The sequence below is a fragment of the Pseudomonas fluorescens group sp. PF-1 genome (genome assembly GCF_054481335.1).
Window position 1 is genome coordinate 2,084,045 of record NZ_JBTMNG010000001.1, and the last position, 15,738, is coordinate 2,099,782.

Below are 15,738 nucleotides of genomic sequence, written 5' to 3' on the forward strand. Positions count from 1 at the left end.
CCGCTCGCCTGAACTCAGGCACGGCTACCACTGGAGAACCTACTCGCCACATTGAGTGGTTTCTCGGCCCTTCGTTGACCGTTGCTGCTCTGTTATTGGGTTAATTTGAGGTTTTTGCTTCGCGCAGGCGCACCTATCCTGTGACCGGTGGACCTTGAGAAGTAAATTTGGCCAGCCGTCGCAGGTTCTGCACCGCAGCGCCCAGCGTGAATTCATCGGTCGCGCCACTCATGCCACGTAGTCTCAGGCGATCCAATATCAGGATGCGTTTGAGGTGGGCAAACAACATTTCGACTTTTTTACGCTCGTGACGGGAGCGCACGTACGCAGGTGTCGCTGCGATTCGCCGAGCCACATCACGCGCGGCTTCATGGACGCTGCGAGCGATCTTGCGGAGCGCAGTATTCGGGCAGTATTTGGCTTTCATCGGACAGGCAACACAGTCGGTCTGCCGGTATCGGAAGATGATGGTGTTGGCTTTGGTGACGTGCGAACGCTCGTTCTTCAAGGCTCGCAATTCGCTACGTAGCGCATTGCCGGCCGAACAGCGGTATTCCTCAGCCTCTTCATTCCAGTGGAAATCGTTGCTCGAAAAACTGTCGTTCTTGCGCTCGGTTTTGTCCCACACTGGCACATGCGGCTCGATGTCCTTTTCCTCCACCATCCAGGCCAGCATCGGCGCGGTTCCATAAGCGGTGTCGCCAATGAGGCGCTCCGGCTAGATGTGGAACTGCGCTTCAACGCGATCGATCATCGTCTTGGTGCTCTCGATTTCTGCGGTTCGATGAGCCGGTGTGGGTTCCACATCCATGATCACGCCGTGCTCGGTATCGATCAGATAATTCGTGGAGTAATCGTAGAACGCTGGGCCGCCTGGAGCAGCGGTCCAGCGGGCCTGAGGATCCGTCAGCGACAGGCGCTTCGGTAGCGTTTCGGCCAAAGCCTCTTCATCGAGGACTTCAAGGTACTCACGAACGGGCGGCTGCTCAGGGCCGGATCGCTCCAGTTGACCGGTTCATCACCCGGTACGCCGCGCTGCCGACTCGCATCCGCGTCCACGGCAAAGCCTTCGCCTTTGACCTGGCCTGCGTCTATGCAGTGACGCAGCACTTCATTGAACAACCAGCGAAAGAGATCACTGTCCCGAAAACGGCCGTGTCGGTTCTTGGAAAAGGTCGAGTGATTAGGACTTCATCTTCAAGGCTCAACCGGCAGAACCAGCGATAAGCCAGGTTCAAATGGGTCTCTTCGCACAACGCCGCTCGGAGCGAATGCCCGAGCAATAGCCCACGATCAGCATGCGAATCATCAGTTCCGGATCAACCGATGGACGCCCGATCGGGCTATAAAAATCGGCGAGGTAAGGGCGCGCAGGTCGCTCAGATCGAGACACCGATCAATGCGGCGCAGAAGGTGATTGGCTGGGATGTGATCTTCGAGGTTGAACGAGTAAAAAAGTCGCTCGTGCCCACTCGATAACTGTTCCATCATGCTGTGCGATCCCCGCCGGCCAATGCAGAGATTTTGCCGCAGGCCAGACTGGGGAACAACTTTTTCAACAGAATCGGCTATTGGATGCTGACTGAGAGTGCTATTGATTCCAAGTTGTTGATCGATATGGGGCTCTGCGGCTCACAGTACCAGAATAATCCGACCTTTCATTCGAATTAGATTGGCCTTCTCAAGGCTGACTTGTGCCAAATATTCGGTCAAACGTGTTTAATTGGCACCACTTCCTCGGCATCGGGATTGGTCAACTTTTCCAAGCGTTCCCCTAGTAAGCGCCAGGCGTTACGCTTTTCGTTGGCGTAGTCATGGTGCAAGTAATGGCGGCGTACTTTGGATCCGCCTAATAGATGATTTTGGCAGCGGTCGATAATTTCCAAGGTGACGCCAAGTTCCTGCATCATCGTCGCGCCCGTGCGGCGCAAGTCGTGTGGTGTCCATCCACCTTTGGTACCATGGTTCAACACCAGCGTGTTGTCATGGCGGCGGCCAGATAGGGGCTTACTACGGTTCTTGAATTTCTCTTGCCGGTCGCCCACACGTTTGGATATGCTTTTGAGATCAACATGGCCGATGTTTTTGGTGGCGGGGAACAGGTACGGGGACTCGCCTGTCAGGGTATTCAGTTCCTTGAACTGACGCAGGGCGAACGCAGAAAGAAAGACATGATGGTCTTGCCGCTTGCCTCGGTGACCTTTGGTGTTTTCGGCTGGGAGAAGCCACGTTCCATTTTCTAGATCGACGTGTTGCCACTCACTTTTTAGCAATTCACCGATGCGGCAGAGGGTACTCAGGCATATCCACAATGCGAGCTGGGCTTTTCGTTCCAAGGGACGCACGCCGGAATATTTTTGGCCGGCTGGCAGGACGGCATAGTCGCGCTCCATGCTCTCGAAAATGTCGCGCAACTCCCTGATTTCATCCGCAGACAGAACCCGATCACGCTGTTCCTGGTAGGCGTAGTCGAGCAGCTTTTCGACTTCCACCAGTTCGGCTGGGTTTCCGTCAATCATTAAGACGCGCCAGGGCTTTCGCTTTTCCGCCCAGCGCAGCATTTGACCCATATCATTGTTCAGGATGACCACGCCCCGGTTCAGGCCGCGTGCTCGTAATGTTCGTAGCACTGCGAGCAAATCCTTCTCGGTCAAATCTCGCAGAGCTTTCTTGCCGATGAAGGGCAGCACGTTCTTACCAAAGCTGCGCCTCAACTCTGCATTGCCGTCCTGACGGGCTACACCATCCTTTAGCCACTCGTCGAAGAGGTCGGCTACTGTCAAATTTTCGGTGGCCTTGCGTTCAGCTTCGGCAATGATGGCCTTGTTGGTTGCCTGCTCTTTAATCCGGTTAGCCTTCTTCTCGTCGCTGGGATTGATGCCTGCGGCCACCCTCTGGCGTGCCCAGTCACGTTCGCTGCGGATGCTGGCTATCCCGGAGCTAGGGAATGTTCCGCATTGATGCCACGCTACCTTGCCGTTCCAGCGAAATGCGTATTTAAAGCGGATGCTGATTGAGCCGTCCGCATTGATGCGAATCTCTCCAGATAGTCCGCCCCCGTCGCTAATAGTGTCGCCTTTCCAATCAGCAGGGATGACTTGCAGTTCTTTTACTTTCCACTCTCCACCTTTGCCTGCTTTGGGGTATCTGGTCATATCGATCTCAGGGGTAAACAAAGGGGTAAACAGAAATGGTAGCTAATGCTGGGCGTTTATGAGGGTTGATAGACAAAGTTTCTAGTATTTAACCTTTAAATAGCTGGCTTTAAGCGGTCTGTCGGTGTTTCTGGACGTCCAGTGAGAACCATAAGTTAATGGCATGGGGTGCTAGGGGTCGAGTGTTCGAATCACTCCGTCCCGACCATATTTACTGATTAAAATCAGGCACTTAAGCCGATCACTTAGATCGGCTTTTTTGTGTCCGCGCAAAACTGGCGCAAAACTATCCGGTGATTTCGCTGATATTCAGGTCCGGAATCGCCTCTGACCAGATGATTTCTTCGTGGTCGCGCTGGTAGTTTTTGGTCATGCCCTCGCTCGCATGACCTGCGATTTTCTGACCGTCCTTTCCGGCTTTCTTGTATAGGTGCAGTGATAACGCTCGCACTTCGTGGAAGCCAGGCATCTCTTCTTCCTTCCATCCTGTGAATCGCCCCGGGTTTTCTAGGCATATCGGTCTTCCCTGTGGACTGCCCCCGGCACCGTAGACATCTCCAGCCTATGATTTGAGCATAGGAGGAAGTTTATGAGCACCCAACGATTCACGCCGGAATTCAAGGCAGAGGCCGTCAGGCAAGTCATTGAGCGCGGATACTCCGTTGCGGAAACAGCCGAGCGCCTCGGCGTTTCAACCCACAGCCTATACAAATGGGTCAAAGCCGTGACGCCTGACAAAACCGAGAAACAGGCCATCAAGTCGCCGGCCCCGGTGAGGTTCCTTCATGCGGCTGTAGTCACGCGGGCTATGCCGAAGCTGCCGTGCCAGGAAGGAAAGTGCTCGACGAACACATTGCCTGCCGGGTGGTACTTTTTGCGTGATGGAGCTGTGGCCAAGTTGCCGAACCCCTAATCCGAAGCTTGACGATATAAAATGCCCGGCACATGTCCGGGCCTTTTTTGGGGCGAGCAGTACCGACTGGCCTGCAATTGCAAACTTGCGCGTATCAAGAATCAGCATTCAATCCATTTGAATTCGTGACTAATGATCTCCTTGATTTTTTCACTTGAGCCGTATTCGTTGTAGTCAGCTTTTGAATTGTGAATCAAGCCAGTGGTCTAGCTCAGACACTGAATGGCGTTCGCGCATAGGCACGTGACTGAGGCTGTCTGCGATCTTGAGTCTATTTTGGTGCGTCGTCTCATAACCTCTTGTTATTAAAAACGTTTCAATATACTCAGATACACTGATGATCTTATTGTCAGAGGTGAACACTGCATTGAAACCTGGTTTGTCTCGCGAATCGTTTTGATCTTTATATTCCAATTTGCTCACCTTTTTAAAAAGGGAATTTGGTTTCCCTATTTAAAATATGATCCTGTTTCTCTGAGTTGACTCAAAAGTCAGTTATTTTATTTTTTAATGGGTGTCAGGCAGCGTGTCAAAAATGTAACGTTCTTTATATGACTCTTTCGAACAACGAAAAGCCAAGAGGGTCCTGCTGGAAGGCCTTTGGCTTCGTTGCGGTATCGGCGGCTGTCGTGGTCATGGTGATGACGCTGCCCAATGAACCAACACGGCCTCGAGCATCTGCGGCGGCGCCTTCGTCGTGTGCTGGCTGGGGATACGACGCGTAGGCCTGATCGCCATCAGTGGGCTGATCTTTCTGGCGCGCGCCTGGTTCAAGTGGGCCGAGATGCGCCGGAACCTGAATGAGGCGAATCAGTAATCCGCGGCAGGTCGCAAGAATGCGGGCAACGTGGTTTATCCGTTGCCGGTGTCGCGTTGAGTCAGCGGGGGAAAAGGCATGATGGTTACCCTCCGACAAGAGAAAAGCGAGTTTTCTCCTGTCGGACCCTGTTGGGCATTGGAGCTGTCAGCGCTCTTCAAAGCTGTACGCTAATGAGCGCGCCCTCTGCTTTACGATATTGGCGGGATTACTTCTCGACCAGGATTTTCGGGTTGGCACTGCCCCAGACGGTGTAGAGGTCGGCCAGTAGCGCACCGTTGATCTCTTCGACTTCAGCCTGGCTGACTTCGCTTGCGCCTTGTTTGCCAAATAACACCACTTCATCACCCGCCTTGACGTCGGGTGCCTCCGTGACATCAACCATCACTGTGTTCATCGAAACCTTGCCCACCACTGGCACACGATGACCATTGATCAACACCACGCCTTTATTGGTGAACACACGGCGATATCCATCGGAGTAACCGACCGTGATGTTGGCCAGCTTTGAATCACGACTCAGGGTGAACGTGCGGTCGTAACCCACTGTGTTCCCGGCAGGGTAGCTATTGACCGAGGCCACATGCGACTTGAACTGCATCACGCGTTGATACTCAGTACGCGAGAGGACGGTATCGCCAAACAACGCGCCGCCCGTGCGCACCATGTCCAGGCGCGACTCGGGTACTTCCAGGGTGGCGAAGGAGTTAGCTGCGTGCAGGGTTATCTTGCTGCGGTCGAGTTGCGCGACATCCATCAGCCAGGCGGCTTGCTCATTGAAGGTAGCCAGCCCTTTACGCACATCGTCCTTATCCTCCACGGCGAAGTGGGTCATGATCGCTACCACTTCGATATTTGGCAGTTTGGTGATCGCTAGCGCGTCTTGTTTACCCAGCTGGGTGGCCATTTCAATGCCGTTACGGCTCATGCCGCTTGAGTTGAGGCCGATGTGCACCTGCAATTTTCGACCATGTTTATGTGCAAGATCGGCCGCTTGGCGGGCGAAATCGAGATTGCCAACCAGTTCTTCGACGTTGTACTGCAGAGCATTTTCGAGCTCCCCCAGGGAGGCGGTGCGAACACGGATCAACTGACCTTTAAATCCGCTTTCTCGAACCACTCGCGCCTCTTCATTACTGGCGACCGCCACACAGGGTACACCCAGCGCAATCACCGACGGCATCACCAACCCTATGCCATGACCATAAGCGTCGGCCTTCAGTACCGCGCAGAGTTTCGACTTGCCAGCCAGTTCGGCTTGCAGGGTTTGGATGTTGTGCTCGAGCGCGGCCTTGTTGATTTCAATCCAGGCATTACTGATTTGAGCCGTCAGCTCGGTATTGCCGTTTGTGAGTGACAGTGGTGGCGCCGCTTGGACCTGGCTCTGCAAAAAGATCAGGCCGAGAGACAACGCTAGAGCAGTACGGGTAAAGGGCATTTGAAACTCTCCATGTAATCGGTGTTTTTTTTATTATTCCGGTACCGATTATTGGAAGGCTGTGTAAGTTACCGTTGTACGCTGGGTTCAAAGATGTAAAAACATGTAAGGAATTTGTTCGCGCTCACCTGGGCCCTATGCGATGGCATCAGGCGATTTGCCGCCAAGACCATTTTGAGTGTAGATCAGATGTCTGAAACCAAAATCAACGGCGCATTGATGGCTGACCAAGCACAAACTTCGGGAGCTGGATATTCCGGCCATGCCCGAGGACATGGGCTATCTGGCCGGCTTGTACTGGGAGCTCAAACGCACCAGCGATCCGCTGACCTGGCAGGAAATGGACGCCTGGACGCGGATGATGCATCGGCAGATCGAGCCGGAAGAGGTCCGGGCATTGATGAAGATGGACGGTATTCACTGCCAAGTGATGAATGAGCCCGAATAGTTATTGCGATATCGAGCCTGCCGCTTTTAGGTAATGTTTCAACATCACGTGGATCTGTTCTTCATAACCCGGCTCAGGTTCAGTGCTTAAATCAGGGCCAATCTCTTGCATAACCTGCGCGAACAGCGAAGCGTCGAGCGCATTGGAGCGTCGAAGCGTTTCAATGAGAGCGAAAATCGCATAGGTGGCAGCAACTCCATTGGCCTTGGCGTACAGGGGATTGTCTGCATACTCGAGGGCATTTTTGACTATCTCTCAGCAACGGGAGCCACCAAGCTACTACGGGGTAGTAGCGCGCTGCCGCCTGATCCAGTCGGCGCGCATCAATGGGCACGATCCATATACTTATCTGAAGGATGTGCTGACGCGGCTGCCGACGCAGCGAGCAAGTGAAGTCGGGGAGCTTCGGTCCCATCATTGGAGTGCTTCACCATCGAACCGGATTAGCGAGTGCTACGCAGCGAATGGTGCGTCTCCAGGCAATAGGTGAGAGTAGAAGCACCGCAATAAGAAACGCCACTTGCGACAGATAGAAAGGCTCCAGCCACTGCTGTTTCAGTGCGACGTAATAGGTGTTATGGGCCACGTCAGCCAAAATAATTGCTGCGGTGAGGATTATTCCTATCCGTGGTTTTTTGAAAAGGAGCAGTACCGCCAGCGGGTCAAAAAAAGTCAGTGCCCCCCAGAAAACACGGCTAGCCCAGTACGCGCTGTTCCCATAGCCGTAGTCCCAGAACAACCCATGCTGAAAATCTGCTCGGATGTGATTGGCGGTTGCGATCAAAAGGCAACAGGCGAACAAAGCTCGGATAGCGAATGACAACCTTGGCATAGCTTGGTCTGCTCTGGTGAAGTGATCCTATGATAGGGGGATCAACCAACGTCGACAGCAATGCCTTGCGTCAGTACGCCTGGGTGAATGCGTCGGGGGCGTACGATCAGCCGATCTCCGTTTGTACATCATCATATTGATATACCGAAGCACTCCAATATCGGCTGCCGTTACGTCGTTGGCGAGTCCACCCGTTTGCCAGCAGTCGTTGGGAAATCATTCGATTCATAACGCCATGACCGACTAGCAGAACCGGCCCTTCACAGGCAAGGGACTGCAGTCGTTGAGTTGCCGCGCTGGCGCGCCGCCTCGCGGCGCCGAAGGATTCGACGCCGCTCGAATAACCGCACAGCCATAAGACTCGAAAGATAAATGCCCAAGAAAACGGCGATAGTCGGGGAAATCTCCAACGACCATTAGGCAGTTGTGCTTCGCAGAAAAGCGCGTCGACGACAGCAGGCTTCAGCCCGAGCACCTCGACAGAGGTCAGCGCACGAGGCGCGCTGCTTGAAACAATCATGGTGGCGGCTGCGGCGAGTCGCAGGCTGGCGTCCGGAGCGGAATGGCGGATGATTTCGGATCGGTTGTATTGCTCGATCCAGTCTCTCATCTCGCGCATTGAGATTTTTTCGGTCGTAGCCATATTTGGCTGGCCGTGACGCATCAGGATTATTGTCTTGCTCACAGTTTGTTTTTGTCCTCGTTATTCTTAAACCAGCCATGTAGCCGATACCACGCCACAGTGTCAAAAATGGTCTGCTCCAGCACTCGAAAACTCAGGCCGAGATCTTGTTCACTCTTATGGTGGTTAAAACAGGTACGGTGCTCCTCTCGTATCAATAGGCGCAATGTCGCCATGCTCAGCAAAACAGGCTTGCCGGTAAGGCGCGCGTAGACTTCCTGCACCGCCGCCAAGAGGTATAGTGCGGGCCGTGGCAGTTGCCTGATAGGGGTTTTGACGCCCGCTATACGGCCCAGGACCGGTACCAACTGGCGCATGGTTAAGTTCCGACCTGCCGCGAGATAGCGTTCTCCTCGTCGTCCATGTTTGGCCGCGGCAATCTGAGCCCATGCCACATCACGGGCATCGACCACCGAGAAGGTGCCGGGAATCAGCCCGGGCAACTTGCCGTTGACGACATCCTTGACCAATTGTCCCGAAGAGGTCGGGCCCATATCGCCAGGTCCCCACATCCAGCCGGGCAGAACCATGCAGGCATGCATTTGAGGATGGGTTTCAAGAAACGTCAAGACAACACGGTCAGCGAGGATCTTGCTGCGGTAGTAGTCATCCGCATCGGCTTCGGACCGCAGACATGTCTCATCGATAGAGGTGCCGGGTTCCCCGTCGAGCACGGCAATCGAAGAGGTATGGATAAAACGGCGTATCCCCGCGCGGTAGGCCTGGTGAAGCAACTCTCGCGTACCGGCGACATTGATCTTTTCGAGTTCTTCCCAGTGGCGACCACCCTTGTAGTTATCGCGAAAGAACGCCGCCGTATGAAACACGGTATCGCAGCCTTGCAGCGCCGATGCGAACGCGTCGATATCGGCCATGTCACCCACGACCAGTTCCACACTCGGGAGGTCGTTGAACTGCTGCTCGCCTTTGTCTCTTGAACGGACGAGAGCTTTGACGGCGTAGCCACGTGCGTCCAGTTCCCGCACCAGGTTGTTTCCCAGCAAGCCGGTTGCGCCAGTGACGAATGCGTTGCGCGTGGGACCCGTAGTCATACATTCCATTCCAGTCGTTTCGAAGGCCTGTAGATATACCGTTGAGGCCGGTCCTGAAAAACAGCGACTACTGCATAATGGTTTTGCATATATGCAGACCAAGGAGGGTGGGAGGTATGGCGTTGCAGGCAAATTGGGATGATCTTCGTCTGCTGTTGGCAGTCTCGCGGCGTGGCAGTTTTCTTCAAGCTGGCCAACTGCTAGGTATCGCGGCGTCCACCGTGTCCCGTCGCCTGACCCAACTGGAAGCTGCCCTGGGTGAGCCGCTCGTTGAGCGAGGCGTTGAAGGCTGCTGGTTGACCTCGCGGGGCCAATCCCTGGTGGAAGTCGCACTGGCTGCGGAAGCGGGCTTGAGGCGTCAAACAACGGCGGACCTGTCCGGGGAGCGCGCAGAGCTATATGGCAGTGTCCTGGTCAGTGCCGGTGAGGGGTTTTCTTCTTGTGTGTTGGAGGCCGCTAGTCGTTTTACTTCCCTGCATCCGCGCTGCTCCGTGGAGTTACTGGTCACCGCCGACTTTCACAAGATCGTTCGCGGTGTGGCGGATATCGCTATACGCACAGCGCATCTGGGCGAGCCATCGCTGATTTATCGACCCATAGGCAAGCTCGCCTACGGCGTCTTCGCTGATGCAGGGTACCTGAAGCGATCTCCAGAGGTGACCCCGGCAACAGCGGTCAACATCGCCTTGCTTCCTCCGCTGGATATGTTGCCTCAAATGCGTGCCGCAAAGGCTGCGGGTCTGGACCGTGCACACATCCGCGTGAACTCGTTCGCCGTACAACTGGAGTCGGTGAGGCAAGGTATGGGCGTGGCTGTATTGCCGCGTATTCTGGCGAAGGACCTGACTGAGTTGTTCCCTGAGCTTGAACTCCCAGAGATGGAGGTCTATCTGGTAACCCGGCCTCAGGCGTTGAAACAGGCGCACATCAGATGCTTCTTTGACATCCTGGAGCAGGTATTGCTCGAAGGCCTCTGCGTTGAAAACGTCGAAAATTAAAGGTGGCGCGCATGCGCCCCTAAGCTATGTCGGTCGCAATCGGCGTTAAGCGAGCCATTGCGCAAGCTCCAGGCCTTCACCGGGGTTACGTTGCTGGAACGGGGTAAAAAAGCGTAAGGCCGACACCGGCTGGCGAACGCTTATTGGTCCATACACGAGACATGCTTGCCTTGAGTGATCGTGCCCTTGAAAGCGTGCGTGGCGTGGCCTTTGTCGGCGAGTTGCGGCTCGCCATCACCGACTACTTTCTGCCCAGCTCGATCGCCGACCTCTTGAAGAAACTGCGAGTACGCTATCCGCACCTTCGCTGGCATGTTTCGGTACGCAACAGCATGCAAATCGAGAGCGGGGCGGATTCAGGTGAATTCGACATCGGCCTTTCAATGCGAATTCTCGACGGGCGGAGGTCTGCCGGTCGGCGCAACATTTGCCGGTATTGCCGGAAGTTGAGTTCAGTCTGTTGCCACTCGTCCTGGCGAGTCGCACTTGGTCGGTGCCGTAAGGGAAAGGTTGAATCGCGCGATGACGCTCTGTTGATTCTTCGGACCCTTGGCTTCAACTGATCTTCGCCGCTGGCGTGATTCGTTGAAGTGGGGTATTTGCGTTCGGCCGGCTCAAGGTGATCCGGGTATAGGAGGCAGAGTGACGATTTCCAGCGATACGCTATCCAGGCTTTCCAGTGCAGTAGAGGTGTTGGCAACTGCGGAGGGCAGCAGAGAGCATCGCGCTAAAGTGGCATTGAGCTTTTTGTCAGCGATCGACGGGGCGGAGTTTGTCGGTGATCCCGCCGAGGTTCACTGGAACTACATTGAGTCAGTCGCTGAAGCGATCGCTAACGGAACTGCCGAAAAGGGCCTGGTTGGAAGGTATATCAGTGCGATTTGGCTGGCGTTCAGTGCGCATTGTCCTATCCAGGTTCGATAGGTGAGTGTGGGTCAGTCAACGCTCAACGGCGTGGCCTCGACGGTGCGTGCCTTTGTGCTGGTCAGCTTTGATCGGGAGGCTGTGCTTCTCGGTGCAGTGGCCGGCGGTTCGATCACCGCCGAAAAGCCCGAACAGGGGTGGCCCCTATGAGCCGCTTTGTCACCACGGCCAGGCACCAGCGCGCCAACGAATACCAAGACCCCGACCCGTTCGGGGTTTTATTCGTCTGGAGATGGAAAAAACGAAGCCCCGGCGATTCGTGGTCGCCAGGGCTTCTCATCCCTTCAAGCATCTCAACATGGCGGAATGTGAAAACAAGATAGCAGGCTAACTAATAAGAGTCACGATCAGTCCATTGATTTCAGTATTTTTGGATAGCTTCAATCTTTGAAGAAAGCCCGCCAAGTGCGGTTTTTTTCGCCTGAAGAAAAGAATGCGCGCGTCACCCAAGGCCATTGGGACGCCCTGATGAGCTTCACCTGCAAACTGGGCGCGGCAGACCTTGGGTCGTCCAATCTATTGCATCGACCGGTTGAGTCGACAGCTTAGCGTTTCACGTTGAGCGGATGTCACTGCCACCTGATGCAAATGGCACGCTATGACAGTGCATCCGTTTTTGGACGAGACGTTAAATGATGAAGTCCCAGTTCGCCGCCAGAACGTTGTGCTAAAGCGTCAGACGGTCGTCCCATCCATTGCCAGCCCGGAAAACTCCTGCATGGCATCCAGCAACGCCTCTCGGAAATACACCTTTGACGCCCGATCGCAGAGGATGTGCAAGCTTGCCAGCTGCGCCGTACTTGAGTTGATCACGATCACGTTGATCCGTGCCGCAGAGGTTTGCGCCACTGTACCCGGGCCGAACGCCTGCGGGCTCAAGTCGACGCCGCAGAGTTTGGCCATCACCTCGCTCAGGTGTTCGCCCGTCAGTTGAAAGCAGGCGTGGCTGTCCTGACGCGGCAGCAGATAGTTGGCCTGGTGGTCCAGTTCCCACCGGGCTTCTTCGTCGGCGATGCGTTGGCCCTGATCCTCGGGACTGCCCAGCAGTAGGTACTCGGTCTGGGACAGGCGCGCTACCTGACTGCCATCGGCTTGAATCACCGCGCGGTTGGGCGCATCGGGCAGGACGAAGCGGCGGCTGCGCAGGTACTCGGCACTGTGGGCGCCGCGGAAACCGACCCGGGGCAGGTCGGTCAAGTCGGCCAGGCGGCACCCCGGCAACGGCGTCAGGGCTTGCCGGGTGATGCTGTGTTGTTCTCTCAGACTGGTCATGACTCAAAGCTCCTGGCGTTGGTTGTCGGGATCGAAGAAGGGTAACTGCACCACCTCGGCCTGGACCACGATGCCACCCTCGACGCGGATTGGAATGCGCTGCCCCGGCGTGCTTTGGTCGATGCCGGCGTAAGCCAGGCCGATGATCTTGCCCAGGCTTGCGGAATATTCGCAGGAGGTGACGTTGCCGCTGATCTCCGGGCCGTTAAGCACCAGATGGCCTTCCAGCGGTTGCAGGCTGTCTTTGGGCAGGCTGAAACCCACCAGTTTGCGTTTCAGTGGTTGGGCTTCGAGGATATCCACCGAGCGCCGGCCGACGAAAAATGGCTTGTTGCGACTGACCGCCCAGCCCATGTCGATTTCTGCCGGATGGGTCATGCCATCGGTGTCCTGGCTGATGATCACATGGCCTTTTTCCAGGCGCAGCAGACGTTGGGTTTCGACGCCGAAGGGACGGATGTCGTGTGCTTTTCCAGCCTCGATCAGCGCGTCCCAGAGTTTAAGCCCGTGGCGCGCGGGTACATGGATTTCATAACCCAGTTCACCGACGAACCCGACCCGCAATAACCTGGCCTTGATACCGGCAACCGTACCCTGGCGGACGCCCAGATAAGGGAACGCTTCGGCGCTCAGATCCAGATCGGTACAGACTTTCTCCAGCACCCGGCGTGAATCCGGACCGGCAACATTGACCGCGCAAATGGCCGCGGTGACGTTGGCGACGTCCACGTCCAGGCGCCATTGTGCGTTCCACTTGAGCATTTGCTGATAGATGCGGTCGACGCCGCTGGTGGTGGCGGTGACGTAGAAATGGTTCTCGGCGAAACGAGCGCACACACCGTCATCGATCACGACCCCATGCTCATTGGTCATCAGCGCATAGCGCGAGCGGCCGACCGGCTGCTTGAGGAAGGCAAAGGTGTACATGCGGTTGAGCAGTTCGGCGGCGTCCGGGCCTCGCACGTCGAGACCGCCCAGCGTCGACACATCGATAATCCCGACCTTGTTGCGCACATGCAGTGCTTCGGCCTGCATACAGGCGTCGCGATCCCTGGCAGTGCCATAGTAGGCCGGCCGCTGCCAGATCCCGGCGGGCATCATCTTCGCCCCGGCTTGTACATGCCGGGCGTGCATCGGTGTTTGCCGGTACGGATCGAACGCTCGACCGGCTACGTGCGCCAGCTTTTCCGCCACAAACGGTGGGCGTGCCGTGGTGACTCCGGTTTCGCTGATGTTGCGTTGGGTTGCCCAGGCGACCAACCGCGCGGTTGGCAGCGCCGAGTGACGTCCCTGGGAGGGGCCCATGCCCACGGTGGAGTAACGCTTGACCAGTTGCACATCGCGATAGCCAATCCGCGTGGCATTGACGATGTCCGCCACTTGCAGGTCCTCGTCGAAGTCGACGAAGTCCTTGCCCTTGGGGTGAGGGAAGATCGGCCAGTTGAAGTTGACCCGAACCTCGCTGCCCAAGGGTGCACGTTGTGCGCTGACTGCCAGCCCTAGCGCGAGCGCGGCATCAGCGCCGGCATTCACGCCATCGGCGATCACGTTGTCCAGGCGGTGGCGACCATTGACCGAGCCTGCAACCGCGAGGTTTTGCGGCAGGCCACTGAGGGTGAATTCGGCGCGCTGATCGTCGTAGGCGAGTTTGCCGCCCGCCTGACAGAGCAATTGATAGACCGGCATGTAACCGGCGGACATGCACAGCAAGTCGCAATCCAGGCGTTGTCCGCTTTCTGCGACCTGACCCTGGGCGGTGATCTTGCGCACCACGACGCCGTTGATATGACGCATGCCTTTCTCGTGCAGCGCTTCATACACGGTGCTGTTGCGCTGGCAAGGGATCTTGCGCTGGGCCAGTGCCTGCAGCATGGACTCATCGCCGGGACCATGACGCAAGTCCACCACGGCAGCGACTTCCACGCCCTGATCGTATAGATCCAAAGCGGCGAGGTAACCGTCATCATTACCCGTCAGCACCACCGCGCGCTTGCCCGGCTTGACCGCATACAACTTCATCAAGCGTTGCGCAGCGCTGGTCAGCATCACGCCCGGCAAATCGTTGTTGCGAAACACCACCGGCTGGTCGAACGCGCCGCTGCACACCAGGCATTGGCGGGCACGCACCTTGTACATGCGCTTGCCCTGGATGACCGGCAGGTAGTTGTCGGTGAACCAGGCATTGCAGGTCGCGTCGGTCAGGATCCGGATATTGGCGTGTTGCTCCACCGCAGACAGTAGCTCGCGACGCAGGTCTGTGGCTCTTTTGCCTTCGATATCGAAACGGGCATAGGTCAACGACCCTCCGAGAATCGGTTGTTGTTCGATGAGCAACACCTTCGCCCCGGCATTGGCCGCTGTCAGCGCCGCCTGCAGCCCGGCTGGCCCGGCACCGATTACGGCAATGTCGGTGAACAGGTACGCCTTGTCGTAGTACTCGGGCTGGAACTTCAGGTCGAGTACACCGAGGCCGGCCTTTTTGCGAATGATCGGCTCCCAGACTTTCCACATGCCCTTGGGCTTGTAGAAGGAGCGGTAGTAGAAGCCCACCGGCATGAATTTGGAAAACTTGCCCAGGTAGGCGTCACGGTCGTTGTCCAGCGAGCCGTTGACGTTCTGCGCCGTGACCTGCAAGCCGGCCGACAGCGCGTATGCATCGGCCAGCACATTAGGCTCCTGGGGCAATTGCACCAGGCTGTTGGCGTCTTGTCCGGCCATGGTCAGCGGGCCGCGCGGCCGGTGGTATTTGAACGAGCGCGAGATCAGGAAGCGACCATTGGCCAACAGGGCGCTGGCGATGCTGTCACCTTGCAGGCCTTGATAGCGATGACCGTCGAAACTGAAATCCAGCGGCTGATCACGGTCGATCAGCAGGCCCATCGGGGCGGGTAGGCGGTTCATCCTGCGATCTCCTTGGCGGCGCTGAAGTCGACGCGGGCGGTGAAAAGTTCTTTGGGGTCGAAGGTACGAAGAATTTCATCGCTGACGGTGTGACGCTCCGCCAGAAACCAGTAGCTCGACGGCGTATGCATCCACCATTCGCGTACCACTCCAGCGAGGTTGTCGGTGTTGAACACGTAGTCCGCCCATTCGGCATCGGTGCAGCGGACGGGATCGGGCATGGGCTTGAACTCGCCGCCATAAGTGAATTCGCTGATGTTGCGTGGCCCGTTGAGCGGGCAATTGATGATTTTCATGGTCCGCTCT

The 15,738-nt window shown here is 56.4% G+C and carries 13 protein-coding genes and 4 pseudogenes; 7 read left to right on the plus strand and 10 right to left on the minus strand.

The features are described 5' to 3' along the window. Positions 1-133 precede the first annotated feature (133 nt). The 3 genes and pseudogenes from ACX3YD_RS09965 to ACX3YD_RS09975 form a co-directional block, all read right to left on the minus strand. A pseudogene (locus tag ACX3YD_RS09965) lies at positions 134-1,491 on the minus strand (transposase). A 218-nt stretch (positions 1,492-1,709) separates the two neighbouring features. After that, the gene (locus ACX3YD_RS09970; RefSeq protein WP_458959832.1) at positions 1,710-3,155 is read right to left on the minus strand and encodes a tyrosine-type recombinase/integrase; all 1,446 of its coding nucleotides are present in this window, start codon (positions 3,153-3,155) and stop codon (positions 1,710-1,712) included. 286 nt (positions 3,156-3,441) lie between these two features. Continuing rightward, positions 3,442-3,648 (minus strand): annotated as a pseudogene (locus tag ACX3YD_RS09975) (integrase); the annotation flags it as partial. 96 nt (positions 3,649-3,744) lie between these two features. Between ACX3YD_RS09975 and ACX3YD_RS09980 the strand changes: the two are divergent. Continuing rightward, a pseudogene (locus tag ACX3YD_RS09980) lies at positions 3,745-3,909 on the plus strand (transposase); the annotation flags it as partial. Between the two features lie 1,184 nt (positions 3,910-5,093). On the opposite strand, the gene alr reads toward ACX3YD_RS09980, so the two are convergent. Continuing rightward, a complete protein-coding gene (gene alr, locus ACX3YD_RS09985; RefSeq protein ID WP_458959833.1) occupies positions 5,094-6,323 on the minus strand; it encodes an alanine racemase in 1,230 nt (409 codons plus the stop codon). Between the two features lie 262 nt (positions 6,324-6,585). Between alr and ACX3YD_RS09990 the strand changes: the two genes are divergently transcribed. Together ACX3YD_RS09990 and ACX3YD_RS09995 are read left to right on the plus strand one after the other, a co-directional pair. Continuing rightward, entirely contained in the window at positions 6,586-6,771 is a 186-nt protein-coding gene (locus ACX3YD_RS09990; RefSeq protein WP_458959834.1) for a phage tail assembly chaperone, read from the plus strand. Positions 6,772-7,075: 304 nt separating this feature from the next. Further along, positions 7,076-7,261 (plus strand): annotated as a pseudogene (locus tag ACX3YD_RS09995) (transposase domain-containing protein); the annotation flags it as partial. On the opposite strand, the gene ACX3YD_RS10000 reads toward ACX3YD_RS09995, so the two are convergent. The 3 genes from ACX3YD_RS10000 to ACX3YD_RS10010 all read right to left on the minus strand — a co-directional run bounded on the left by ACX3YD_RS10000 (position 7,199) and on the right by ACX3YD_RS10010 (position 9,337). Continuing rightward, positions 7,199-7,603, minus strand: a complete 405-nt coding sequence (locus ACX3YD_RS10000; protein ID WP_458959835.1) for a hypothetical protein — start codon at positions 7,601-7,603, stop codon at positions 7,199-7,201. The pseudogene ACX3YD_RS09995 and the gene ACX3YD_RS10000 overlap by 63 nt on opposite strands. 106 nt (positions 7,604-7,709) lie before the next feature. Continuing rightward, positions 7,710-8,267 (minus strand): histidine phosphatase family protein, encoded by a 558-nt coding sequence (locus tag ACX3YD_RS10005; RefSeq protein ID WP_458960402.1) that lies wholly within the window; start codon positions 8,265-8,267, stop codon positions 7,710-7,712. A 17-nt stretch (positions 8,268-8,284) separates the two neighbouring features. After that, on the minus strand, positions 8,285-9,337 hold the full coding sequence (locus ACX3YD_RS10010) for an SDR family oxidoreductase (protein ID WP_458959836.1): 1,053 nt from the start codon (positions 9,335-9,337) through the stop codon (positions 8,285-8,287). 116 nt (positions 9,338-9,453) lie between these two features. Here ACX3YD_RS10010 and ACX3YD_RS10015 point away from each other — a divergent pair, with 116 nt between their 5' ends. From ACX3YD_RS10015 to ACX3YD_RS10030, 4 genes are all read left to right on the plus strand, one after another. Next, a complete protein-coding gene (locus ACX3YD_RS10015; protein WP_103405591.1) occupies positions 9,454-10,335 on the plus strand; it encodes a LysR family transcriptional regulator in 882 nt (293 codons plus the stop codon). 170 nt (positions 10,336-10,505) lie between these two features. Next, positions 10,506-10,898 carry a LysR substrate-binding domain-containing protein gene (locus ACX3YD_RS10020; RefSeq protein ID WP_458959837.1) on the plus strand — a complete coding sequence of 131 codons (393 nt, stop codon included), beginning with the start codon at positions 10,506-10,508 and terminating at the stop codon, positions 10,896-10,898. A gap of 79 nt (positions 10,899-10,977) precedes the next feature. Continuing rightward, positions 10,978-11,259 (plus strand): hypothetical protein, encoded by a 282-nt coding sequence (locus ACX3YD_RS10025; protein WP_458959838.1) that lies wholly within the window; start codon positions 10,978-10,980, stop codon positions 11,257-11,259. Beyond that, positions 11,260-11,409: a hypothetical protein gene (locus ACX3YD_RS10030; RefSeq protein ID WP_458959839.1), complete on the plus strand. Its 150-nt coding sequence runs from the start codon at positions 11,260-11,262 to the stop codon at positions 11,407-11,409. Between the two features lie 525 nt (positions 11,410-11,934). Here the strand turns inward: ACX3YD_RS10030 and ACX3YD_RS10035 are convergent. The 3 genes from ACX3YD_RS10035 to ACX3YD_RS10045 are packed head-to-tail and all read right to left on the minus strand — an operon-like array spanning position 11,935 to position 15,728. Continuing rightward, entirely contained in the window at positions 11,935-12,531 is a 597-nt protein-coding gene (locus ACX3YD_RS10035; RefSeq protein ID WP_458959840.1) for a sarcosine oxidase subunit gamma, read from the minus strand. A 3-nt stretch (positions 12,532-12,534) separates the two neighbouring features. Continuing rightward, entirely contained in the window at positions 12,535-15,432 is a 2,898-nt protein-coding gene (locus ACX3YD_RS10040) for a 2Fe-2S iron-sulfur cluster-binding protein (protein WP_103405588.1), read from the minus strand. Then, on the minus strand, positions 15,429-15,728 hold the full coding sequence (locus tag ACX3YD_RS10045; protein WP_047530859.1) for a sarcosine oxidase subunit delta: 300 nt from the start codon (positions 15,726-15,728) through the stop codon (positions 15,429-15,431). The genes ACX3YD_RS10040 and ACX3YD_RS10045 overlap by 4 nt, the downstream gene beginning before the upstream one ends. Positions 15,729-15,738: the final 10 nt, after the last annotated feature.

Coding starts and splice junctions, on each gene's coding strand:
- ACX3YD_RS10000 (WP_458959835.1), bottom strand. CDS start 7,603: ATGCCAAGGTTGTCATTCGCTATCCGAGCTTTGTTCGCCTGTTGCCTT.
- ACX3YD_RS10045 (WP_047530859.1), bottom strand. CDS start 15,728: ATGAAAATCATCAATTGCCCGCTCAACGGGCCACGCAACATCAGCGAA.
- ACX3YD_RS10005 (WP_458960402.1), bottom strand. CDS start 8,267: ATGCGTCACGGCCAGCCAAATATGGCTACGACCGAAAAAATCTCAATG.
- alr (WP_458959833.1), bottom strand. CDS start 6,323: ATGCCCTTTACCCGTACTGCTCTAGCGTTGTCTCTCGGCCTGATCTTT.
- ACX3YD_RS09990 (WP_458959834.1), top strand. CDS start 6,586: ATGCCCGAGGACATGGGCTATCTGGCCGGCTTGTACTGGGAGCTCAAA.
- ACX3YD_RS10040 (WP_103405588.1), bottom strand. CDS start 15,432: ATGAACCGCCTACCCGCCCCGATGGGCCTGCTGATCGACCGTGATCAG.
- ACX3YD_RS10035 (WP_458959840.1), bottom strand. CDS start 12,531: ATGACCAGTCTGAGAGAACAACACAGCATCACCCGGCAAGCCCTGACG.
- ACX3YD_RS09970 (WP_458959832.1), bottom strand. CDS start 3,155: ATGACCAGATACCCCAAAGCAGGCAAAGGTGGAGAGTGGAAAGTAAAA.
- ACX3YD_RS10015 (WP_103405591.1), top strand. CDS start 9,454: ATGGCGTTGCAGGCAAATTGGGATGATCTTCGTCTGCTGTTGGCAGTC.
- ACX3YD_RS10010 (WP_458959836.1), bottom strand. CDS start 9,337: ATGACTACGGGTCCCACGCGCAACGCATTCGTCACTGGCGCAACCGGC.